We start from the raw sequence: 22393 nt of genomic DNA, 5'->3' as shown, positions 1-22393 counted from the left end.
CATTGATACACTCTAACGCTGTTATCATGATATTTATCCCGCGAGGATGAGCAGCTACTTAACTGAATTTGTATTCGTATCACGGCACTATTAATTAGAATACTTAGGGATTTAGCTAACAAGAGAGCAATATGAAAAAAACCTTCCTTTTATCGATTTTTATCTTGTGTTTTTCACTCTCAGCTGAACAATCAGAGCTAGCGTTAGTGATGAAAGAAATGGCACTAAGTTACAAACAAGCCAAAACAGCGCAAACATCAGATGAGTTGCTTACTCATTTAACTGATATAGAAAAGGCCTTACGTAAGTCGCAACAAATTGGCTTTAACCGTGAATCACAGAAATCGAACCAAGGTATCGAGCGTGTACTTAAACACGTTGCGTTAATTAAGCAAAACGTAAACGACTTGCCAACTGCTAAAAAACAATTGACCGAAATTGATAAATTACGCAAGCAATATCACAAAATTCATGAGCCCAGTTTCTGGCAGCTATTATTTGGTAACTAACTGTTAATAATTGTAATTTGACTTGATAAATCATTTTTCAATTTGCATTATATTGCGCCGTTATTCGGCGTTTCTTTTGTAACCTTGATAACGTCTTAGCGCTTATCTCACAGATAAGAGCGTTTTAATCGGTTCTGGTGCGCGATCACCGTTTTATTTTCATTTTAAGGACAATAATGAAACCCTTAACTTATTTACTTTTTCTCATTGTCAGTGTGTTTTCACTTAATTTATATGCGAAAAACCACAATCAATTTGCATATTACGGTTTGAGTTTACAACAGCAAAAATTTAAATCGCTTAATTTTAAACCATCATTTGTGGACGAAAACCTAGGTGAATATAAGTATAAATCCAGTGATAGTGGTTTTGGTGCACGGGTTTTAGTTGGCTTTCAATTTAACCGATTTGTTGCTTTAGAAGGCGGTGTGTCGCGTTTTGGGGTAGCCGATTTCAAAGTGACAGAGCAAAGCACCGATAGCAAAGGCAAAAAAACAAGTACGACAAAGCATAAAGGCGAATTTGAAACGTTAGCGGCAGATTTACGTTTGGTCGGTACATTACCTATAAATGATAAGCTATTTTTAAAAGCGCAAGTGGGAGTGGTCGGTTGGGACAATAAAATGGAGCAACTGATATATCAAGACAGCGCATTAGCCACGCAAAAAATTGACGACCGCGGGACGTCTGTAGTAAGTGGGCTGGGAATCGGTTACGGCATCAGCAAATCAATGGCGCTTACCCTCGATTATGAGAAAACTGAAATCGCTGAAATTAAAACCGATACCTTAAGTGTGTCGTTACTGTTCCGATTTTAAATTCAGTACTTAGCGATATTCTTAATATCGCTAAGTACTCGACTATAAATCTTTCAGGCGCTTGAGTAATTTATGGGCATTTGACACACAATTTAGCTGCTGTGGTGGGTAGCTTAAAGTGCGCTCAAGGAGACGCAAACATTTACTTAACTGTTCGTCGCCGATTTCACAGTTATTAACTAAGTAATCTACCGCTTCTAGCGCAACAATTTCATGTATAAAGCCATTTGCTGTAATAACGCCATATTTACCTGCCAAAAATAATTGCCAATGGTTTTGAATTTGCTCTTCAAGATTTTCAAAGTATTCGGCGTTAAGTTCAAAGCCTTTTGCCGCCAAATCGTTTACTGATTTTGCATATTGCTGATAGAACAAGGTATATGCTTGCGCTGAGCTCAGCTCTGAGTGATTTTTTAACAAATCTATCCATTTAGTATAGCCTCGGGCGTAATACTCTTGCTCTTCATTGAAATCACAAATGCCAAAAAACGAGCTCGACTGCACTTGGTTTTTTAAATGATAGGCGGCGCTTGGCAAAATACAGGCGTCTTGCCACTCATTTAAGGTGTGCTCTTTTACCCCTGTGTGTAGAGAAAGCTGTTTTAACGAGTAGAAATAATCTTCGAAGTATTCGGATATAGCCATTGCAAAATAATTAACTGTATATTTGTACAGTTATCTTATCGTAACCAATAAAAAAAACAACAAATTTTAACTAAGACTTGTTACCTACTTACGTGACACCTTGTTTATGGTTAAAATAGTGCAAATTTTTATAATGATAAGTAGCTATGACAAACGTTGCCACAATTAAACAAGCGAGTCTAATCACCGCAATTAAAACGCCTTACCACAGCAATGGCGAAATTGATTTACCCACTTACGACATGCTAGTTGAAAAGCAAATCGAAGCCGGTGTAGATGGCATTATTGTCGGTGGTACAACGGGCGAAGGCCAGTTAATGAACTGGGAAGAGCATTTAATGCTTATCGCCCACAGCGTTAACAAATTTAAAGGCCAATTACTTATTATTGGTAACACCGGCAGTAACAATACTAAAGAAGCAATTAAAGCCACAGAATATGGTTTTGCTACAGGTATGGATGCAGCACTGCAGATTAATCCTTACTACGGACGCACGTCAAATCAAGGGGTTATTGCTCACTTTGAACGTGTATTAGCGATTGGCCCTGCATTTATTTACAACGTACCTGGGCGTACGGGTCAAGATTTAACACCTGATATTATTGAACAGCTTGCTCAGTCAGAAAACTTTATTGGTGTAAAAGAATGCGCCGGTAATGAGCGAATTGAATATTATGAAAGCAAAGGCATTGCATGTTGGTCTGGTAACGACGACGAAGCCCATGAGAGTCGCCATAAAGCCAAATCACATGGTGTGATTTCAGTTACGTCAAATTTAATTCCGAGTGTATTTCGTGAATTAATGGACCGTGAAAATAATGAACTTAATGATCAATGCCAGCAATTAATGGCCTGGTTATTTTGTGAGCCAAATCCAATTGCGATTAATACCGCATTGGCGTTATCGGGCGCGGTAAAACCTGTATTCCGCTTACCGTATGTGCCGCTAAACGATCAGCAAATCGAAACAGGCATGGGGTTAATGCGCCAGTTTGAAGATAAGCTGGTTGGGGATTCGCTTAATCAACTCGCACAAAGCGATTTTATCGTTACCCCATAACGCCCGTTTTTTTTTAAGAGCGATCGGTTAAACGATCGCTTTTAGCTATTCTGCTCCGTACTTTCCTTGTTATAATCAATACAATTCCCTCAATAGGTTTCCAATATTATGAATTTCAAATCCTTTAGCTTTGCTGACTCGATTTTATCAGCACTAGAGAAAATGGGTTATGAATCACTAACGCCAGTACAGAAAATGGCGATACCACATGTGCGTCGTGGTCACGACGTGCTTGCAAGTGCGCAAACAGGCACAGGTAAAACAGCAGCGTTTGCGCTGCCGATTATTCAAAAATTACTTGATAGCAACGCTAATGGCGAGTCAATTCGCGCTGTGATTTTAGCGCCGACGCGTGAACTAGTTGACCAAATTGATCACAACATTAAGCAATTTACGGCGTTTAACAATTTAAAGTCGGTTGCAATTTTCGGTGGTGTAGAGCACGACAAACAAATTAACCGTGTTAATAAAGGCTGCGATATTCTTGTTGCAACGCCAGGGCGTTTAATTGAACACTTACGTAAAGGCAATTTTGCGCTTAATAACGCGTGTCATGTAGTACTTGACGAAGCAGACCGTATGCTAGACATGGGCTTTCGCTCTGATATTGAAACCATCTTAGAGCAATGTGACAAAAATAAACAAACATTGTTGTTTTCAGCAACGTATCCGTCGGCAGTTAAACAGTTTGCTACAAAAGCACTTAAAAACCCGAAAATTGTTCAGGTAAGTAGAGATAACGAAACGGCGAGTACAATCACCCACGTTGCATATCCGGTATCAAACGACAGAAAATTAGAGCTATTGTCAGAGCTTATTTGTCGTAAAGGGTGGAAGCAAGTACTGGTTTTCGTCAACATGAAAGAAGACGTACAGTTAATTGTTGACGAGCTTACACAGTACGGCGTTACTGTTGGTGTGATGCATGGCGATAAAAGCCAAGGTAATCGACGCCGTGCATTACGTGAATTTAAAGAAGGGAAAACCACTATTTTAGTGGGTACGGAAGTCGCGGCTCGCGGTTTGGATATTGCCGGACTACCACGTGTAATTAACTTTGATTTGCCATACCTTGCCGAAGATTATGTTCACCGTATCGGGCGTACAGGTCGCGCGGGGCAAAAAGGCTTTGCTATTTCATTAGTTAGCCGTGAAGAAGAGCACGTACTTGCGCAAATTGAAGACTTAATTCAAGACAAAGTTAAGCGTATTTATTACCCTGGCTTTGAAGTAAGTAACCGCGACGGCTTAATTAAGAAGATCGGTAAGAAAACCTCGCTGCAAAAGCGTATTCGTTCTAATAGAGCAACGCAGTACGGTGCAGAAGCCAAGATGCAAAATCGTCAGAAAATCAGAAAAGCATTTAAAAAGTAATAACCAAGTTTAATATTTCGTTGTTCTCGAGTAGCTGACAAAGCGAAAGTTAAATACAAAAAAGGAGCATTTATTGCTCCTTTTTTTATTTCAAATTGTAATAGCTTACGCCAAGCTTAACCTTTTACGGCGTATAGTAGATTGGTGAATTAGGGCCAACTGGCATACCTAGTACGAATACCCATAAGTAGAATAAACATACCCAGCCTACAAAGAAGAACATTGAATACGGCAGCATGGTTGCGACAAGTGTTCCTATGCCCATATCTTTTTTGTATTTGGTTGCCACCGCGAGTATTAAGCCGAAATAGCTCATCATTGGCGTGATAAGGTTAGTTACCGAATCACCAATACGGTAGGCCGCTTGAATTGTTTCAGGCGCATAACCGATAAGCATTAACATAGGTACAAATATTGGCGCGGTGATTGCCCACTGTGCCGACGATGAACCTAAACTCAAGTTAACCACTGCACACATAAAAATAAACAGTACAAATACTTCAGGGCCAGTTAAGTTTAAGGCGGTTAACATAGCTGCGCCCTTAACCGCTAAAATAGTACCTAAATTGGTCCATTTAAAGAATGCAACAAATTGCGCAGCGAAGAATACCAACACAATGTACATACCCATAGAGCTCATACTTTTAGACATGGCATCAATGATGTCGCGGTCATTTTTCATTGAACCAACAACGCGACCATACACAAAACCAGGAATAGCAAAGGTTACAAATATAAATACAACAATCCCTTTTAAGAAAGGTGAACCAGCTACTAATCCGGTTTCTGGGTGACGTAGAATGCCGTTTTCAGGCACGATTGTTGTAGCAAGTACGGCACATGTCGCTAAAAATGCAAGACCAGCGTAACGTAAACCTTTACGCTCAACGTCAGTTAAATGGTCGATTTTGTTATCTGCTAAATCAATGCTTGCTTCGTCATTGTTGTATTTACCTAAGCGAGGCTCAACAATTTTTTCAGTAACCCAGGTACCGACAAAGGCGATTAATACAACAGAAACCGCCATAAAGTAATAGTTTGCTTCTGGGCCTACTTCATATGTTGGGTCAATCATTTGTGCTGCTGGCGTTGTAATACCCGCAAGTAATGGGTCAATTGTACCCAGCAACAGGTTGGCACTGTAACCACCAGAAACACCAGCAAACGCGGCAGCAAGGCCTGCTAACGGGTGGCGACCGAGGCTGTGGAAGATCATTGCAGCTAACGGAATAAGTACTACATAACCAAGTTCTGACGCTGTGTTAGACAAAATCGCGGCAAACACCACCATAAACGTTACTAGGCGCTTTGGCGCACCCATTACCATGCCGCGCATTGCCGCTGATAACATACCTGAATGCTCTGCAACACTTACACCTAATAAGGCAACGAGTACCGTGCCAAGTGGCGCAAAACCGGTGAAGTTAGTAACAAGTCCAGTCACGATACGTTGTAAACCTTCAGCGCTCATAAGCGATACAACTTCAATCACACCATCTGGTGCACGGCCTTTAGCACCTTCTGGGCGTGGATCAATGGCGCTAACCCCCATCCAATCAGCAATACCACTGAAAATAACAATAGCAACACAGAACATTGCAAATAGGGTGATTGGGTGAGGCAGTAAATTACCGAGGAATTCGACGGTTGCTAAAAAGCGATTAAACAACCCTTTATTTTGGTTATCTTGAGAGTTTACTTCTATCGTTGACATGAATAATAACGGTTAATATAAAAATGCCCGCAACATACCATAATACATAGATATTACCAAGGCTGATGCGGTTAACCGCGCTATACGCCGCCAAGCAGCGCGATTATTGCTGTGCTAAGAAGCTAAACCACTGTTGTTGATATGAGGCTAGTTTTATGTGTTTTTTCGAAGCGAAATGGCGTTGCTTGTTTTCTTCAGATGTAAACGGGCCGACGCGACATAGCGGGCAATAACCGGTTTTATTAAAAGCAAAAGGTGTAAATTGATTTATCACCGATTCTGGCTGTGATACATCGGAGTAGCAATAAATAAAGCCTTTAGTGTCTTTAACCTGTTTATCACGGTCAACATTACGAATTTGATAGTCAGGAAAAAGTGAATAGTTAAACGCTTGTTTACCCAAGTAAGCGATTGATGTGTCGCTGACAAGATCAGTTTCAATCTGCCAATGGCTATAAGGTTTAACCTCTTTTGAAGTGATGTAACTGAGACGCGCACCGTTTTTATCTAAAAAGTAGTCAAAACACGCAAGTAAATAATTACGTAGCAAGTTTCGATTGACAATATTTTGATTTGGGGCCTGATCAAACGCATCTTTTGACTTAACTGCAGGAACAAGCGGAAATTGAAAAATCACTAAGTCAAACGCACCACAAAGGGTATTTGGCCAAGTTTTAGCGTTTGTTATATCAAGTTCATAATGAACATTCGCATTTAATCGGTTTAATCCGTTAATGCCGTTCTTACTATATTTATTCATGATGGTTGCTTTCGCATCCAACACTGACGCAGATAAATGTGTTATTTGATGATGAGCAAGTAATGAATACGAAAAGGTGAGGTCGCCATCGCCAATGGTAATAATACGCCAGTTGGGTTTTAAAAACATAAAATCAAAGTGCTAAAACAAAAACGCTATTCTAACATGTGCATTTACCTGAGAAAACGCAAGCGTTTTAAATGTGGCTGAATTACAATAGCGCCATAGATTATTTAGTTGTTTAGATATGAGTGAATTAAAGCGCTTAAACAAATATATCAGTGAAACCGGTATTTGTTCACGTCGAGAAGCCGATACGTTAATCGCAGAGGGAAAAGTTACGGTTAACGGAACAGTTGCCGAAATGGGCTTAAAAGTATCTGATGCTGATAACATTACGGTTAACGGTAAGTCATTAAAGGCAAAACCAAAACGCGTTTATATTGCATACAACAAGCCTGTGGGTGTTACCTGCACAACCGAAAAGAAAATTAAAAGTAATATTGTCTCTGCAATCAATTACAAAGATCGAATTTTCCCAATTGGACGCCTAGATAGACCGTCAGAAGGGCTTATCTTTTTGACCAACGAGGGTGATATCGTCAACAAAATATTACGCGCAGGCAATAATCACGAGAAAGAATATATAGTCACAGTCGATAAAGAAATTGACCAGCGTTTTGTTGAAAAGATGGCGTCAGGTATTCCAATTCTCGATACCATTACAAAACCGTGTAAAGTTAAACAACTTGGCAAGAAACGCTTTAATATTGTTCTAACACAAGGGCTTAATCGTCAGATCCGTCGTATGTGTGAATACTTAGGGTTTGAAGTAACTAAGCTCAAACGTGTTCGTATTATGAATGTATCGTTAAATGATTTAGCGGTGGGGCAATGGCGCTTTTTAAGCGACAGTGAAATGGCGCAAATTAATACATCAATCGCCGATTCAAGTAAAACGCAAGAACGTTCAACGGACCATAATAAAAAAGCGAAGAAAACGTTTAAACCTGTGCTAAACGAAGCCTCAAAAGCCAGCGAAAAACCTCGTGATAAGCGTAAACGACAAGAGCAATCCAGAAAACCTGCAAAGCGCCTTTCAGGCACGTTAAGTTTAAAACGCAAATAAACAATGGGTGCGTGCCACCCATTTTTGCACTGAAATTCTTTTAATAAAGCATTTATGTGTAAGATTTATCTATCTTGTCTGCGATTTATTGCACTGTAACCAAGCTGCTATCTTCATAACATATCAACAAAAATTAAGCATAAGTGCCTACATTAGACTACGCTTTTAACATTAAGTTAAAACCCGAGATAACCTGTGCGTACACTGATTTTATTAGCTTTGTTTGTTGTTTTTTTAGGGCAATTAACGCCACGCTTTGAAATCATCAAATCGATTTATCAAATTGATTTGATAGCCAGTCTACAAACCCAGTTTGCGATGCTGTCAATCGCACTAAGTCTACTGTTGGGCTTTTGGAATCGTACCGTAATGGTAATTTTTCTGCTCGTTAGTGGATTATTGATTGCTGCAAATTTTAATGCCTATCTAAACAGCACATTGTTTATTAGCAAAACAGAAGAGTTAGTTAACCAACGTGAGAGCGATGCGATAAAAGTGTTGCAATACACGTTTGATGATTCGCTCGACTTGGCGCTTTCACCGATTTACCAAAAAATAACACTACAAAATGCCGAGTTAATAATTCTTTTCAATGTCAATGAATTGCATATCAATCAATTAAAAACATTAAGTGAAGGGCGCTTTAATTACGGTATTCGCAAAAAAGAAAGCCTGCCGAGTAATATTGCAATTATCAGTAAGTACCCAATCAGTAAAAAGCAAAAAACATCCTTTTTAGATGAAAGAGGGGATTTGGTGTCTCTTGGTATAGTATTTAGCAAGCAAACGCTCGATGTATTTGCAATGCACCCACCGAGACCGACAACAGAGGTTAATTGGCGACGTCGCAATTTAATGTTGAATACATTAGAGGCGCGATTAAACAATGGTGATAATATGTCGCCTTACTCTTTGGTTGTTACCGAGCTGTATACAACGGTGTGGTCTAAGTATTTTCCAAATTTAACGAACTTACGTTCATGTGCTTATACAATGGGACTTTATGGCACTTGGTATGCAAAGCCTTGGTTAAAGTCTTTGGGTGGGCTAGGTGCAATCAATACTAGTCATTGTTTTTTTAGTTATCGATTAAAAACAAATAACTTAGAGACCCACCAAGTGGCACATTCAGATAATAATATTGTTACGTACTCGGTAACAATACCAACAACTTAGTGACTAAAAATTTTTTGGTAAACAAACATCAGGCTAATTAAGATTGCGCTCGCGAGCGGCAGCAAACTAAACATAAGCCATACATCATAACTGACTAAACTACTTGCGCTAAATATATTGCGCACGTTACCTGAGAAAATTAACGATACTGGAAACCAACTTAATGCGGCGTATAGTCCAATATTGGCAATGCTCTGTTGCAAAAATGTTGAATGTGCGATTAATTTTGCAGAGCTGGCAATGGCAACTAGGCATAGCATGATGACAAAGGAGCGATAGGGAACATGCCAAAATATCTCATTAGAATGTTGAAGAAAATCAACATCTAAAAGAATAAAACACCCGCTGACAAGCGCTGTCATAAATGAAGCTAGCAGACAATTTTTATGTGACATGTGAGAGAAATAAAATACTAATGAACAGGCATAGTATAATTTAGTAGGCGTTGTTTCCAGTGTTTCGTAAAGTCTTCACAGATTAAAATAGAATTTAACGTTAAATATAAGCTGTTATTTTGGCTTTTAGGCAACATGATATGGCGAGTAAATGTATCGTGATGTTTTTTTGCAATGTAGAAGTCGTTGTGGTCTTGTTTACTTAAATAAAGAAAGGTGTAATAGCTCAATATCGCAGTATCGATACGCTCTTTTTTCAACATATCAAATAATTGCGTTTCGCTTTGTGTATTTACGCGGGTTAATTTTTGCTGATTTGCTAACGAATCTACACCTACGTATTTAAAGCCGTGAATGCCACCAACCCGTTTGTTTTCAAGATCTGATAATTCGTTCACAATCACAGGGTGCTTACTTAAGCTCACAAATATATCTTGATCGGACATCATTTTCGGCGTCCAATGATAGCGTGATTGAGTAGGGTCTCTAAACCACTTGGGATTTACACCTATGACTACACCGTTTAGTTTGTTTTGTTTCAAACGATGGTCGATGCGTTTTCGCGGCATGTACACCAATTTAAACTGATAGCCAGAATTCATTTGGTTGAGTAACTCGACGAACTCAAAATATAATCCTGATTTTTGTTCCAAGTCGATAACGTAAGGCGGCATATTATGATAGGTATATACCTCAACTTGGTTTAGTCTTGCGGCTAGTTGCAACGGTAAAATAAATAAAAGCAGTAAAATATATTTCATCAAACGGTATTTAGGCTCTTGATAAACACGCTTTCTAAATAATAGCAGCAGTTACAACACAGTTTATTAAGTATAGTGAGCGAATAATAAAAAACGAGCCTTTGGCTCGTTTTTTATTATTTCCAACTAGCGTGCGTTGGTACTTTCAAAAATTTTGTCTGCCGATGCTGCGACAAAACCGGTGTAAATATCGCCATCTGGTTTTGCGTAGCGTAGGGCAAATTCGTAAAAACAGCTAGGGATCGCTTTAACACCGTCGCTAAATGTTACGTCTGCTTTGTCAGCAAGCGTTGAGGACTGCTCTAGCAGTACTTCTGGTGAACCTTTGATCTCGCCACCTGAACTGTTTAGTTCAAAACCGGCATCTTTAAGTGCTGTGTTTACAGCTTCAATTGTTTCAAAGTTAGCGAGGTGATTAATGCTAACCGTAAAGTGATTTGCACGGTAACCCCAAGCAGCTGTCCAAGCAGCATATTCAGATTCTTCTAATAGTGTTGCATAGGTCGCTGAGTCAATTTGCCAATGCGTACCTGAGTATAAGAAATTATCAGCAGTAATTGCGTCTTCGTCGATTTGATCAACTAATGCGTGAATTGTTTTTTGTAGTTCAGGCGAAAACTTTTCAACAAGTAATTCTGAAATAAACACTTTTGGTTTAGTCGGATCGCTGTGTTCAAAATGCTTTGCATACAGTTTTTTAGCTTCAAAATGATACTCGCCACACTCTGTGTAGCCGACAGCTAAAAAGTGTTGCGCAAGTTTTTCAAGCCCCACTTTTTCGATATTAAATGTACGTAATGCAATGTGGTCATTAATCACGTCTGTTTGCTGCGTATCACCTAACAATTTGTGAACTTTAACTGCTGATGGCGTTACGTCTAAATAGCTTTGCCATAAGTTTTCAAATAATGTATCTACATTGTTGTGCATAATGTTACCTTTGTATTAGTGAACAGGGCGACCTGAACACTTTAATTGTGTATTAAAGTAGGTTTAAGCACGACCTAACTTAATTTTAAAATTCGTATTGAATCGCCACACTTAACGTTAAGCGCTGATGCTAATTCGCTGTCGATGATTGCTGTATCATCATTATCATCAATTGAAATATCACAGCTAAATACGGCTTTAAATGCATTGACTTCAAGGTTTGCAATCGCATAGGTATCAACACTTTGGCCTTTACCAATTTTCACCGTAAGCAAACGACTTTCTCGTACACTTTTAATGTTATCCATTTGCGCTTCAACGGTTGGTCCGGCATCAAATAAATCAACATAACCGCGAAATTCAAAGCCTTCTTTTTCTAGCAATCTTAACGCGGGTTTTGTTTTATCATGAACATTACCGATGACGGCCTGTGCATCTTTGCTGAGCAAATTGGCGTAAATAGGGTATTTAGGCATCAGTTCGGAGATAAATACCTTGTTGCCTGTGCCAATTAAATGATCAGCAGTTGGAAAGTCAATTGAAAAGAAGTGTTCTTGTAACCATTGCCAAAATGGTGAATGGCCATTTTTATCAGAAACACCACGCATTTCTGCGATTACACGGTTTGAAAAACGTGCTTGATGCTGGGCCATAAATAAAAAGCGAATACGCGATAGAAAACGACCAGCTAAACCACTGCGGTGTGACTCTTTCAAGAACAAGGTACAGATTTCAGTAGCACCTGTGTAATCGTTACACATGGTAAGAATGTCAACGGTGTTGTAAACACCAAGTGTACTAGAATGATGAACCGTCTTACCCATATGATAATGATAAAGCGGTACATCAAGTCCAACAGCAGCTTCAATTGCAGTAGTGCCCACAATTTCACCTGTATTGGTGTCTTCTAATACGAATAAGTAGCCTTCATCGCGTGGTGCGCTTACGTCTTTTTCAAAACTCTCAACTGCGCGATTAATTTTACTTTCAAGTAATTCATCGCAAACAGGGAGTGATGTAAAGCCGTGGCCAGACGCTTTTGCTACTTCTTTCAAAGCAGCAAAGTCGTCTTTTGTAATTGGTCTAAGTACTAACATAGCCAGCTTGGTTATTAACCGTTAACAACCGCCGCTACGGCTTTTTCAAAACGTGCTAGACCTTCAGCAATATCTTCATTTGGAATAACTAATGAAGGCGTGAAACGTACTACATCAGCACCTGCTACAAGCGCCATAAGGCCGTTATCTGCAGACGCTACTAGGAAATCGCGAGCTCGACCTTTGTAACTATCGTTAAGAACTGCACCGATTAATAAACCTTTGCCGCGTACTTCACTAAATACATTATATTTAGCGTTAATAGCATCTAACCCTTCACGGAAAAGCGCTTCTTTTTGGCTAACACCGTCAAGCACATCTGCTTGGTTAACGGTATCGAACGCAGCTTCTGCAACTGCACACGCTAGTGGGTTACCGCCATATGTTGAGCCATGAGTACCAATTTTGAGATGTTTAGCGATTTCAGTCGTGGTGATCATCGCGCCAATTGGGAAACCGCCACCTAATGCTTTCGCTGTTGTAAGGATATCTGGAGTTACACCTAAACCTTCATACGCATAAAGTGTGCCTGTACGGCCAACACCTGTTTGCACTTCATCAAAAATAAGTAGTGCATTGTGTTTATCACATAACTCGCGAACACCTTGGATAAATTCAGGCGTTGGTGAAATGATACCACCTTCACCTTGCAGTGGTTCAAGCATTACAGCACATGTGTTGTCATCGATTATTTTCGCAAATGAATCTAGGTCGTTGTAATCACAGTGAACGATATCACCAGGCTTAGGACCAAAACCGTCAGAATAGGCCGCTTGGCCACCCACAGTTACGGTAAAGAACGTTCTGCCGTGGAAGCCTTTGTTAAATGCGATAATTTTTGATTTTTCTGCACCGAAGTTATCAAGGGCAAAACGACGTGCAAGTTTAAGCGCCGCTTCGTTTGATTCAGCACCTGAGTTTGCAAAGTAAACTTTGTCAGCGAAAGTAGCATCTACTAACTTCTTAGCAAGACGAAGTGCTGGTTCGTTTGTCCATACGTTCGATAAATGCCAAATTTTTTCTGATTGTTCTTTTAACGCATTTACTAAAGCTGGGTGACAATGGCCTAGACAGTTTACCGCGATGCCGCCTGCAAAATCGATAAACTCTTTATCGTTTTGGTCCCATACACGTGAACCTTCACCTTTAACTGGAATTACCGCTGAAGGGGCATAGTTAGGTACCATTACATCATCAAATAAAGCACGATTTACAGCCATTATTCTTTCCTCAATCTTGTTGTCTAATTACTTAAAATTTAATTATTTCAATTATTGAATCTATTAAGGCTATTTTGTAGTGTAAAAATAACCATATTAACGATATTATTTAGCAAATTGTTTATGTGTTTGGTCAATATGATTAGTGATACAGATAAAAGTTTAATTAATGCGCTAAAAGAAAACGCCCGTTTGAGCGTTTCAGACTTAGCGAGAAAGCTGTCTTTGAGCCGCTCAACCATACAAAACAGACTTGCCCGACTGGAGTCTACTGGTGTCATTACTGGTTACAGCGTAAAGCTTGGTGAAGATTATTTAAAAAATAGGGTGAGCGCCCATGTATCCATTAAGGTTAAACAAAAATTAACAACACAAACCAATGTCGAATTAAAGCGATTCACCGCTATTTCACAGCTCTATGCAATAAGCGGTGAATATGACTTAATAGCAGTGGTAGAAGAAAGCTCGTTAGAACAACTGAGTCATACACTCGACGAAATCGGTAATTTAGATGGTGTAGAGCGCACTACATCTTCTGTTATTCTAGAAACCAAGTTTAAGCGCTAATTGCAAAAACTCGGTTTAGAATATAACGCCACGTAATGTTTATGCGCGTCTACTGGCTGGGATCAGTTCACCTGAAATCATTGGTGTCGGCTCAGTGGGGCTGTTGGTTTTAAAGTACTCCAGCAAATGATTCATATTGTTCGCACGCTCAGCCATTAAGTTAGCGGCTGCCATGGTTTCTTCTGTTACCGCTGAATTTTGTTGTACGATAGTCGCTAATCGCTGCACAACCACATCGACTTCTTTTAAGCTATGACTTTGATTGTTAGAGCTTTCACTGATTTTATGAATACTTTGATTTACTTCTTCAACGCGCTCCACAATTTGTAATAGCTTCTCACCAGATGCAACCGATAACTGACTACCTAAATGGACTTTATCGTTACTGTCAGAAATAATATCGCGAATTTGCTTTGCCGATTTGGCACTGCGACTTGCAAGTTCACGCACTTCATTAGCAACCACCGCAAAACCACGTCCATTTTCACCAGCGCGTGCAGCTTCCACCGCGGCATTTAGTGCTAACAGATTAGTTTGAAAGGCAAGTCCGTCAATTACTTCAACAATTTCATTAATACTCTTACTGGACTTTTCAACTTCTTCAATGGATTGCTGGGTTTCAAGCGACAGTGACTTGCCTTGTTTGGCACTTTCTGTGGCAATATTACTTTGTGATACCGCACGCTTTGATTGTTCTACAACGCCGTATACTTCTTCGAGTAATGTTTTAGTACTGGCGCTTGCTTGTTCTAGGCTTGCAGCTTGTTCTTCCGTGCGTTCGCTTATTTCCGTATTACTGACCGAGATTTCTTTCGCACACTGTTTTACTTCTTCGGCAGACGCTTGAATATTGCCGATTACATCGATTAGTTGTTTTGTTGTGCGATTAATATTCTGCTGTAGCTGCGAAAAAATACCGTGGAAGTTACCTTGCATCTGCTTGCTCAAATCACCGTTCGCTAATGCCTCTAAACTGGTAGAAACCTCGTTAATGGCTGTGGCTGTTGCAGTAACAGAGCTATTGATATCTGTTTTCAGCTGCGCTAAATCACCTTTAAACTCAAGTTCAATAAACTGCGTAAAGTCACCTTTTTTCATCGCTTCGGCGACATCGCTAAGCGATGCGATAACTTCTTTGACACTATTGACTGAACTATTAATATTGGTTTTTAACGCATCTAACTGTCCTTTCATATTAGCGTCTATTTGTTGGCGATAATCGCCTTGGCTAATACCATTCATTACCGCGCTAATATCGTTGATGGCGTGATTTACCGATTTGATACTGATATTGACATCATCTTTAAGGCGCGCGAACTGACCTGTCATTTCACTTTCAACCTGAGAGCTAAAATTACCTTCACTGACGTTTGCCATAACAAATGAAATGTCGTTAATAACAGTAGAAATATTTAGAATGGTTTGGTTAATTTTTTGTTTTAACAGATCTAGTTGGCCATTGAGTGGCACACTAATTTGCGCGTCAAGGTTACCATCACTAAGTTCTGCCATAGTGTAATCTATGGTATTTATTGCGTTGTTAATGCTTGATATAGTTTGGTTAATGCCTTGTTTGAGTTCGTCTAACTTACCGTTACAGTCAACCGTCACTTGTTGTTCAAAGTCGCCTTGAGCCATAGATTGCATGACATTAACAATGTCACTTATTGCTAAATCTAACGTTGATAACGTTGAATTAATATTGTCTTTTAATGTATTTAAATCGCCTGCCATAGGTGAATTGATGGTTTTATCAAACTTACCTTGAGACATTGCGTTTACGACTGAGTTTAACTCTGACATCGCTAAGCTTATGGATTCTGCGCTATCGTTGGTTGCTTGTTTTAGCAATGCCAGTTCGCCTTTACATTCTGTGGTTATGCGAGCGTCAAAATCACCTTTAGCAAGTTGTTGCATAACGCGATTGGTGTCCATAATTGATGCTTGTAAACTCGCAAGCAAGTTGTTGAAAGCACCCGCCGTATCGCCAATCTCATCGTTATTCATTTCAGTCGTACGTTTCGAAAAATCGCCGGTATTTTCAACGCTTTTCATTAATTCAGATAAATGTTTAATCGGTGCTGCTAAAAATGCAGCAAACTTAGGTGCTGTGTATGCAACAGCCGCAATCACTAATAACAGCACTAAGGTAAGAATAAGTGCAAGTCTATCTACTGCGGAAAAAGCTTCATTTTCATCAATTTCGGCTAGTAAGCTCCAGGTAATATCGAACACCTCAAGTGGTTGATATGTTGAAAGTACGGGGTTACCGTTGTAGTCATCAATAATTTTTTGCCCAGCTACGCCTTGTAATGATTGTTCTATGGCGTAGGTATTTACACTGCCTTTTTCAGGGTTTTTAAATGAATTAATTACCGAGTGATTTTCCGGGTCAAGATATGAGTCTGAGCGCATTAATTTATCAGGGCCTACAAGGTAGGTTTCACCGGTTTCACCTAGACCATCGCGATTGCTCATAATGTTATTAAGCGCATTTATCGAAAGCTGAAAAATTAAGGTAGTTTCGCCGTCGATCGGCATTGCGATAAAACTTGCTGGATTGTTATATGAGGGGAAATAAGGTTGATAATCAATAAACGCAACGTCATTCCCTGTTTTTATGCTCTGTGACTTTTTGAAAACACTGGCAATGTTGCTGTTTGCATAAGGGCCATCAAGTAGCGATGTCGCAAAATCTAACTCTTTATAAACAGAGTAAATAATATTGCCAGTGCGATTATCAACAATAAACAAGTCATAAAACTCATAATATTCCGTTAGATTGGTAAAATAGTTATGATACCTGTTGTGCACATTATCGTACGAATCACCTATACCGCTAGTGCTTAGCTGTTGTTTACTACCGATTGGATTAGCATTGTCTAAAATGTAGCGGGTTTGTAGCGCAACAGCCGTTGAACTTAAGGCATCAAAATTAACGTTAAGCTGCTGAATATTCGGGTTTGTTTTTTTAAATTCATCAAAAAAGACATTATTGTAATAGTTTTTGAGGGCAGGTTTTGAGTTGTTATCAGTATTAACTTCATCAAACGCTTGTCTAAATTCGATGGCGGCTGACTTTGTCGTGGGGCTCAGTGCGGTGGTCACTAACTTGAGCTCTACTTGTTTAAAGTAGCGTTCGAGGCCGCTTTTTTTGATACTGCTTATTGCAGATAACTGATTATAAACTTGTGATTTAATTGCGTTTGACGAGTTGTAATAGGCAATAATAAACACGATCAGCAGCGGAACGACTGCAACAACTAAAAACGAAAGAGTTAACTTTTTAGATAAGTTAATGTTTGCAAAGTATTGGCGTAAAGTTAGCGGTAACCTAGTCATAACCTTCCTTAGTGCTAATCCATGAATTAATTAATCAGTATTAAGTTCTAATTAAGTCTAAAACATAAATTGACTATCGCAATTTTGCTGTTATCGAAAATGGTTTTTTAGGTTATATTTTTTGTAAAAATGGCTATATAAGTTTACACATTGTTTGTTCATAACAAGACGTTATCGCTTGTTTGTTCGAATCGGACCATAAAATTTCTAAGGTGTCTTGGTAATTAAGCCATTTATAAGCTAAGTGTTCATTGGGATGCAAAACGATAGATTGTGTCACTGGTACCAACAAATGAAATACAAACTCAGTGTTAATAGTACAGTTAGGTTTATAACGACTACGCCACTGTGGTCTAATTTCATAGCGATTTGTAATATTTAGGTCTTTGATTGTTAGGTCTTGCTTATGGCAATTAATGCCTGTTTCCTCAAGCACTTCGCGATATGCACAGGCAAGGGCGGTTTCGTTTTGTTCAATGCCACCAGTAACCGATTGCCAAAAGGATGGGTCGTCTGCACGTTGCATCACCAAAAATTGATTTTTAGTATTTTGAATAACCACAAGCACCGAATAGGGATCACGAAGCATAATTGAGCACACCGTTTTTTATACATAGTATACTGATAACAATAGCGAGTTAAACTAATGTGTTACTAAACTTAGTATTTACCTTCAAAGTAACGTGCTGGAAAGTGGATGTCCCACGCTAAGGCGCTTTAACGTGGGACAGTTGTCGCTAGGCTTTGTTGTTTTCTGGTTTAACGCCAAATACTAAAGTATACAGCGCAGGAATTACCAGCAAAGTAAGAATGGTTGCGAATCCTAAACCGAACATAATGGTCACTGCCATTGATTTAAAAAACACATCGAATAGTAGTGGGATCATACCTAGAATCGTCGTTATGGCGGCCATAGATACCGGTCTCAAACGACTCAGTGCAGAATGATAAACGGCGGTGTATGGGTGTTTATTTTCGCTCAGCTCGAGTTCAATTTGATCCATCAGCACAATGCCATTTTTAATCAGCATACCCGATAAGCTCAACAAACCAAGTAAGGCCATAAAGCTAAATGGGCTGCTCATGGTAAACAAACCAATGGTAACGCCAATTACCGCAAGCGGTACAGTCGCCCAAATAATTAATGGCTTTTTAATCGAGTTAAATAACAGAACCGTGATAATAAACATCACTAGGTAGCCAAGCGGTAATGAGCCAAAGATGGCTTTTTGTGCCTTAGATGCAGATTCAAACTCGCCGCCCCAATCTAATTGGTAACCTTGCGGCAGTTTTATCGCTTCAATTTGTGGTTTTACACGCTTTAATAAATTTGCCGCGGTTTCATCACCTAGAATATCCGGATCGGCCATAACCGTTATGGTGCGTTTACGGTCGCGACGCAATATTAAGTTATTTTCCCATTCGGTATTAAAGCCATCAACGATTTGCTCTATTGATACGTAAATACCGAGCGTTGGGCTGAAAATTTGTAAGTCATAAAGCGAATCTACATTAAGACGCTCTGATGCAGGTGAGCGCGCGATTATCGGCAACATGCGTGTGCCATCTCGATATAAACCAACCTGACGTCCCGACAGGGTCGTTAATAACACATTGTCTAAATCGGCTTTACTAATGCCTAATCGACGGGCTTTTTGTTCATTAAACTGCGGACGGATAACTTTCGTTAATTCGCGCCAATCATGTTTAATGTTATACGCCGCGCCGTCTGCATTTAATATGTCGATGGCTTGGTTAGCTAAATCGCGTAGCACTTTAGGGTCGTGCCCTTGAAAACGCGCTTCAATCTTTGCATCGGTTGATGGACCAATCTCCATGCGTTTTAGTTTAATAACCGCATTATGTAAATTTTCATCGGCATAATTGTGTACATCAGCTAACAATTCATTAAGTGATTCTAGATCCGTCGTTCTGATAATTAATTGACCAAACGCAGGGTGAATTTTTTCTGGCGCATAGGTCAGCATAAAGCGAGGAGCACCTTGCCCAATTGTACTCGTTACTTCAACAACTTGTGGTTTGGCAAGTAAGTACTCTTCTAACGCAGAAATATCTTTTTCCGTTGCTCTAATATCAGACCCTTGATAACGCCAATAGTCTAAGTAGAACATCGGCGTGTTTGATGGTGGGAAAAATGACTGTTTAACATTACCGAACAGGACTAATGCACCAAGTAATGATACGAACATAATTGCAAGTGTACTTTTTGGCCACGCTAAAACCGTTTTAAGTACTTTGCCGTAAAAAACGAATAATGCCCCTTTATAAAGTTCATCAGCATCAAGTTCATTGTCAGGGTTATTTTCAATTTCACTTTGTTTAAACAGCACACTGGCTAAAAACGGAGTAATTGTAATAGCCGTTACCCAGCTCAATAAAAGCGAAATTAGCAATACATAAAATAGGCTTCCAGCAAATTCACCGGTTGCATCAGAGCTAAGACCTATTGGCGCAAAAGCAGTGATAGCGATAATCGTTGCGCCTAATAATGGCCATTTAGTTTGATTAACAATGCTGTTAGCCGCTTTTACTTTGCTGTAACCTTTTTTAAGGCCAACCAAAATACCTTCTGTTATAACAATGGCGTTATCAACGAGCATGCCTAATGCAATGATCAAAGCACCTAAAGAAATACGTTGCAGGTCAATTTCTTGAACCAACATAAAGATAAAGGTACCAAAAACGGTAATCAGTAGTACCGCACCAATCAGTAAGCCACTGCGAAACCCCATAAATAGCAGCAGTACCGCAATTACAATTGCAACCGCTTGTGCCAGCGACATAATGAAATCATCAACTGACTTCTCAACTTCTTTAGGCTGGTTGTAAAGTGTGTTAATTTCAATGCCATACGGTCTTTGATATTCAAGTGATGCAAGATGGTTAGACAAACGCTCGCCCACATCAACCACATTAACGCCTGATGCAAACGAGACGCCTAAAAGCAGAGTTTGTTTACCTGCATAATGGGTCGGATTATTAGGTATTTCAGGGTATTCACGTTTTACCGTGGCAACATCACCTAAATAGATAATTTCTTTTGCGCCTGGTTTTGAGATCAGCAGATCTTCAAGTTCCGACACATCTTTAAATTCGCCAGTAGGGTGGAGACGAATTGATTCGCCTTCTACGGTTACTTTACCCGCGTTTGATACTGTATTTTGATTTTGCAATAACTGGTATATCACGTTTGCGGAAATACCAAGTTGCGCGAGTTTATGACTCGAAATCTCGACGGTCACTTGCGGTTTTTGTTCGCCAGCAACGGTGACTTTACCAACACCGTCTACTAGTACTAATTCACGGCGTAAGTAATCGACGTAATTTTCAAGTTCTTCATAAGAGTAATCATCGCCGTTAATTGCGTAAAGCACACCATAAACGTCGCCAAAATCATCCATTACACTTGGCGGATAAACACCCGAAGGTAAGCGCGGTGATAAATCATTTATTTTACGGCGCAATTCATCCCAAATTTGCCTTAGTTCTTCTTTGCGATAGGTGCTTTTCATCTCAACCGCAATTTGCGATAAACCGGGTGAGGAAATAGACGTAACATAATCAACATACGGCAGTTGTTGAATCACGTTTTCAATGGGGTAGGTAACTTCCTGTTCAACTTGCTCTGGCGACGCACCTGGGTAGCGTGTTATCACCATGGCCTTCTTTAGGGTGAATTCAGGGTCTTCTAAACGACCAAGTTGCTGATAAGAAAACACACCGCCGAGTAATAAAATTAGCGTAAACAGCCAGCTTATGGTGCGTTTTTCAATTGACGTTTCAGCAATGCTCATATTATAAGCCTCGCTCTTTAGTCCATGGACGCACTAAGCTTTGTTCCGATAATTGATGTACGCCTGCACTCACGATTTTGTCGCCCGGTTGTAGGCCGCTTTCGACTTCAATACCACTTTTATGAATTTCACCTAAGGTGATTTTAACTTTTTCTATTGAACCGTCGTTAAAACGCCAAACAAACGAGTTTTCACTTGCATCACTAAATACTGCGGTCGTTGGAATAGTGAATTTTTGTTGATCTGATCGGAACACTTTATTTAAATCGATCAGTACATTGCCCGTCATGCCTGCGAGCAGATTAAAATCACTCGGTAGCGGCAAGGTAAATACCACACGATAACTTAACGTTAACGGATCCGCTTGGGTATCCCATTCTTTAAGTGACAGTGAATACGCCTTATTTGGAAAGCTATCGAATACAACTTGTGGCTTATAATTCGTTTGTTTATCAACACGCGCTACCAATTTTTCCGGAATTTGAATGGTTACGTCCATCAAATCACGGGTTTCAATGCGCATAATATTTTGCTTTGCGACAACACTCTCAAAGTTCTTAATAAATACTTTACTAATGGTGCCGGAAAACGGTGCTCGTAAAACCGTGTATTCTAAATCAGTTTGCGCTTTTTCTAATGCAGAGAGCGCAACTTGCATATTGGCCTTTGCTTGATCTAATTCCGCTTGTGATGCGATGCCTTTTTGTTTTAGCGTTTCGGTACGTTCGAGTTGATTTTTCGCGAGCTTGTAACGCGCTTCTCTGTCAGCGAGCTGCAGTTTAAAATCTTCTGGGTCAAGCTTGGCAAGCACATCGCCTTTTTTGACTGCTTGGCCTGCGAGTGTAGGAAATTCAATTAGTTCGCCATTCACTCTAAACGATAAATAAGATCCTTGATTTGCCTCTACTTTAGCAGGGAAACGCCTGATGTTCGGGCTTCCTGAATCAGGTACGGTAAAAAGTTTAACAGGACGAGAAATGACAGATTCAGTTTTTTCTGGCGCTGCATCTTTGCAGGCAGTTAATAGCATTACTGGTAAACACAGTAAAAAGGCGCGCATCTTATTATCCTAAAAAGAAA

General features: G+C 39.7%; 19 protein-coding genes. 7 read left to right on the top strand and 12 right to left on the bottom strand.

Annotated elements, in window-relative coordinates; all coding sequences use genetic code 11:
- Positions 1 to 131: 131 nt before the first annotated feature.
- Positions 132 to 509 carry a cytochrome b562 gene (locus C2M30_RS19345; protein WP_105172938.1) on the top strand — a complete coding sequence of 126 codons (378 nt, stop codon included), beginning with the start codon at positions 132 to 134 and terminating at the stop codon, positions 507 to 509.
- A gap of 176 nt (positions 510 to 685) precedes the next feature.
- Positions 686 to 1327 (top strand): outer membrane beta-barrel protein, encoded by a 642-nt coding sequence (locus tag C2M30_RS19340; protein ID WP_105172937.1) that lies wholly within the window; start codon positions 686 to 688, stop codon positions 1325 to 1327.
- A gap of 42 nt (positions 1328 to 1369) precedes the next feature.
- Here the strand turns inward: C2M30_RS19340 and C2M30_RS19335 are convergent, their stop codons facing one another.
- On the bottom strand, positions 1370 to 1972 hold the full coding sequence (locus C2M30_RS19335) for a DUF6058 family natural product biosynthesis protein (protein ID WP_054979791.1): 603 nt from the start codon (positions 1970 to 1972) through the stop codon (positions 1370 to 1372).
- A 146-nt stretch (positions 1973 to 2118) separates the two neighbouring features.
- Here C2M30_RS19335 and dapA point away from each other — a divergent pair, with 146 nt between their 5' ends.
- Entirely contained in the window at positions 2119 to 3033 is a 915-nt protein-coding gene (gene dapA / locus C2M30_RS19330) for a 4-hydroxy-tetrahydrodipicolinate synthase (RefSeq protein WP_105172936.1), read from the top strand.
- Between the two features lie 108 nt (positions 3034 to 3141).
- Entirely contained in the window at positions 3142 to 4407 is a 1266-nt protein-coding gene (locus C2M30_RS19325) for a DEAD/DEAH box helicase (protein WP_100915144.1), read from the top strand.
- Between the two features lie 124 nt (positions 4408 to 4531).
- Here C2M30_RS19325 and C2M30_RS19320 read toward each other — a convergent pair whose 3' ends face one another.
- Both C2M30_RS19320 and C2M30_RS19315 read right to left on the bottom strand, forming a co-directional pair.
- Complete coding sequence (locus C2M30_RS19320; protein ID WP_100915145.1) at positions 4532 to 6121, bottom strand: AbgT family transporter; 1590 nt, start codon at positions 6119 to 6121, stop codon at positions 4532 to 4534.
- A gap of 103 nt (positions 6122 to 6224) precedes the next feature.
- On the bottom strand, positions 6225 to 7010 hold the full coding sequence (locus C2M30_RS19315) for a Rossmann-like fold-containing protein (RefSeq protein WP_105172935.1): 786 nt from the start codon (positions 7008 to 7010) through the stop codon (positions 6225 to 6227).
- Between the two features lie 118 nt (positions 7011 to 7128).
- Between C2M30_RS19315 and rluF the strand changes: the two genes are divergently transcribed.
- A complete protein-coding gene (gene rluF / locus C2M30_RS19310) occupies positions 7129 to 8010 on the top strand; it encodes a 23S rRNA pseudouridine(2604) synthase RluF (protein ID WP_105172934.1) in 882 nt (293 codons plus the stop codon).
- 195 nt (positions 8011 to 8205) lie between these two features.
- Complete coding sequence (locus C2M30_RS19305; RefSeq protein ID WP_105172933.1) at positions 8206 to 9186, top strand: hypothetical protein; 981 nt, start codon at positions 8206 to 8208, stop codon at positions 9184 to 9186.
- On the opposite strand, the gene C2M30_RS19300 is transcribed toward C2M30_RS19305, so the two are convergent.
- The 5 genes from C2M30_RS19300 to C2M30_RS19280 all read right to left on the bottom strand — a co-directional run bounded on the left by C2M30_RS19300 (position 9183) and on the right by C2M30_RS19280 (position 13589).
- Complete coding sequence (locus tag C2M30_RS19300) at positions 9183 to 9548, bottom strand: hypothetical protein (protein WP_158683589.1); 366 nt, start codon at positions 9546 to 9548, stop codon at positions 9183 to 9185. The genes C2M30_RS19305 and C2M30_RS19300 overlap by 4 nt on opposite strands.
- A gap of 50 nt (positions 9549 to 9598) precedes the next feature.
- Positions 9599 to 10342: a transporter substrate-binding domain-containing protein gene (locus C2M30_RS19295; RefSeq protein WP_105172931.1), complete on the bottom strand. Its 744-nt coding sequence runs from the start codon at positions 10340 to 10342 to the stop codon at positions 9599 to 9601.
- 126 nt (positions 10343 to 10468) lie between these two features.
- Entirely contained in the window at positions 10469 to 11272 is an 804-nt protein-coding gene (locus C2M30_RS19290) for a DUF1338 domain-containing protein (RefSeq protein WP_105172930.1), read from the bottom strand.
- Between the two features lie 74 nt (positions 11273 to 11346).
- Complete coding sequence (astA, locus tag C2M30_RS19285; protein ID WP_105172929.1) at positions 11347 to 12369, bottom strand: arginine N-succinyltransferase; 1023 nt, start codon at positions 12367 to 12369, stop codon at positions 11347 to 11349.
- Between the two features lie 14 nt (positions 12370 to 12383).
- On the bottom strand, positions 12384 to 13589 hold the full coding sequence (locus C2M30_RS19280) for an aspartate aminotransferase family protein (protein WP_105172928.1): 1206 nt from the start codon (positions 13587 to 13589) through the stop codon (positions 12384 to 12386).
- Between the two features lie 138 nt (positions 13590 to 13727).
- Between C2M30_RS19280 and C2M30_RS19275 the strand changes: the two genes are divergently transcribed.
- A complete protein-coding gene (locus tag C2M30_RS19275; protein ID WP_010559222.1) occupies positions 13728 to 14156 on the top strand; it encodes an Lrp/AsnC family transcriptional regulator in 429 nt (142 codons plus the stop codon).
- Between the two features lie 39 nt (positions 14157 to 14195).
- On the opposite strand, the gene C2M30_RS19270 is transcribed toward C2M30_RS19275, so the two are convergent.
- The 4 genes from C2M30_RS19270 to C2M30_RS19255 all read right to left on the bottom strand — a co-directional run bounded on the left by C2M30_RS19270 (position 14196) and on the right by C2M30_RS19255 (position 22373).
- Positions 14196 to 17498, bottom strand: a complete 3303-nt coding sequence (locus C2M30_RS19270; RefSeq protein WP_105172927.1) for a methyl-accepting chemotaxis protein — start codon at positions 17496 to 17498, stop codon at positions 14196 to 14198.
- 133 nt (positions 17499 to 17631) lie between these two features.
- Positions 17632 to 18087 (bottom strand): dihydroneopterin triphosphate diphosphatase, encoded by a 456-nt coding sequence (nudB, locus tag C2M30_RS19265; RefSeq protein ID WP_105172926.1) that lies wholly within the window; start codon positions 18085 to 18087, stop codon positions 17632 to 17634.
- Between the two features lie 148 nt (positions 18088 to 18235).
- The gene (locus tag C2M30_RS19260) at positions 18236 to 21313 is read right to left on the bottom strand and encodes an efflux RND transporter permease subunit (protein WP_105172925.1); all 3078 of its coding nucleotides are present in this window, start codon (positions 21311 to 21313) and stop codon (positions 18236 to 18238) included.
- Between the two features lies 1 nt (position 21314).
- Positions 21315 to 22373: an efflux RND transporter periplasmic adaptor subunit gene (locus tag C2M30_RS19255; protein WP_105172924.1), complete on the bottom strand. Its 1059-nt coding sequence runs from the start codon at positions 22371 to 22373 to the stop codon at positions 21315 to 21317.
- Positions 22374 to 22393: the final 20 nt, after the last annotated feature.

It is taken from the genome of Pseudoalteromonas sp. T1lg24, from assembly GCF_002964745.1.
Lineage (GTDB): Bacteria > Pseudomonadota > Gammaproteobacteria > Enterobacterales > Alteromonadaceae > Pseudoalteromonas > Pseudoalteromonas spongiae.
This window is presented reverse-complemented; position numbering and strand designations above follow the sequence as displayed.

Excerpts from the sequence above, each read along its gene's own strand:
- C2M30_RS19275 (WP_010559222.1), top strand. The coding sequence starts at position 13,728 with ATGATTAGTGATACAGATAAAAGTTTAATTAATGCGCTAAAAGAAAAC.
- C2M30_RS19290 (WP_105172930.1), bottom strand. The coding sequence starts at position 11,272 with ATGCACAACAATGTAGATACATTATTTGAAAACTTATGGCAAAGCTAT.
- C2M30_RS19315 (WP_105172935.1), bottom strand. The coding sequence starts at position 7,010 with ATGTTTTTAAAACCCAACTGGCGTATTATTACCATTGGCGATGGCGAC.
- C2M30_RS19320 (WP_100915145.1), bottom strand. The coding sequence starts at position 6,121 with ATGTCAACGATAGAAGTAAACTCTCAAGATAACCAAAATAAAGGGTTG.
- C2M30_RS19325 (WP_100915144.1), top strand. The coding sequence starts at position 3,142 with ATGAATTTCAAATCCTTTAGCTTTGCTGACTCGATTTTATCAGCACTA.
- C2M30_RS19270 (WP_105172927.1), bottom strand. The coding sequence starts at position 17,498 with ATGACTAGGTTACCGCTAACTTTACGCCAATACTTTGCAAACATTAAC.
- rluF (WP_105172934.1), top strand. The coding sequence starts at position 7,129 with ATGAGTGAATTAAAGCGCTTAAACAAATATATCAGTGAAACCGGTATT.
- nudB (WP_105172926.1), bottom strand. The coding sequence starts at position 18,087 with ATGCTTCGTGATCCCTATTCGGTGCTTGTGGTTATTCAAAATACTAAA.
- C2M30_RS19295 (WP_105172931.1), bottom strand. The coding sequence starts at position 10,342 with ATGAAATATATTTTACTGCTTTTATTTATTTTACCGTTGCAACTAGCC.
- dapA (WP_105172936.1), top strand. The coding sequence starts at position 2,119 with ATGACAAACGTTGCCACAATTAAACAAGCGAGTCTAATCACCGCAATT.
- astA (WP_105172929.1), bottom strand. The coding sequence starts at position 12,369 with ATGTTAGTACTTAGACCAATTACAAAAGACGACTTTGCTGCTTTGAAA.
- C2M30_RS19300 (WP_158683589.1), bottom strand. The coding sequence starts at position 9,548 with ATGACAGCGCTTGTCAGCGGGTGTTTTATTCTTTTAGATGTTGATTTT.
- C2M30_RS19280 (WP_105172928.1), bottom strand. The coding sequence starts at position 13,589 with ATGGCTGTAAATCGTGCTTTATTTGATGATGTAATGGTACCTAACTAT.
- C2M30_RS19260 (WP_105172925.1), bottom strand. The coding sequence starts at position 21,313 with ATGAGCATTGCTGAAACGTCAATTGAAAAACGCACCATAAGCTGGCTG.
- C2M30_RS19345 (WP_105172938.1), top strand. The coding sequence starts at position 132 with ATGAAAAAAACCTTCCTTTTATCGATTTTTATCTTGTGTTTTTCACTC.
- C2M30_RS19335 (WP_054979791.1), bottom strand. The coding sequence starts at position 1,972 with ATGGCTATATCCGAATACTTCGAAGATTATTTCTACTCGTTAAAACAG.
- C2M30_RS19340 (WP_105172937.1), top strand. The coding sequence starts at position 686 with ATGAAACCCTTAACTTATTTACTTTTTCTCATTGTCAGTGTGTTTTCA.
- C2M30_RS19255 (WP_105172924.1), bottom strand. The coding sequence starts at position 22,373 with ATGCGCGCCTTTTTACTGTGTTTACCAGTAATGCTATTAACTGCCTGC.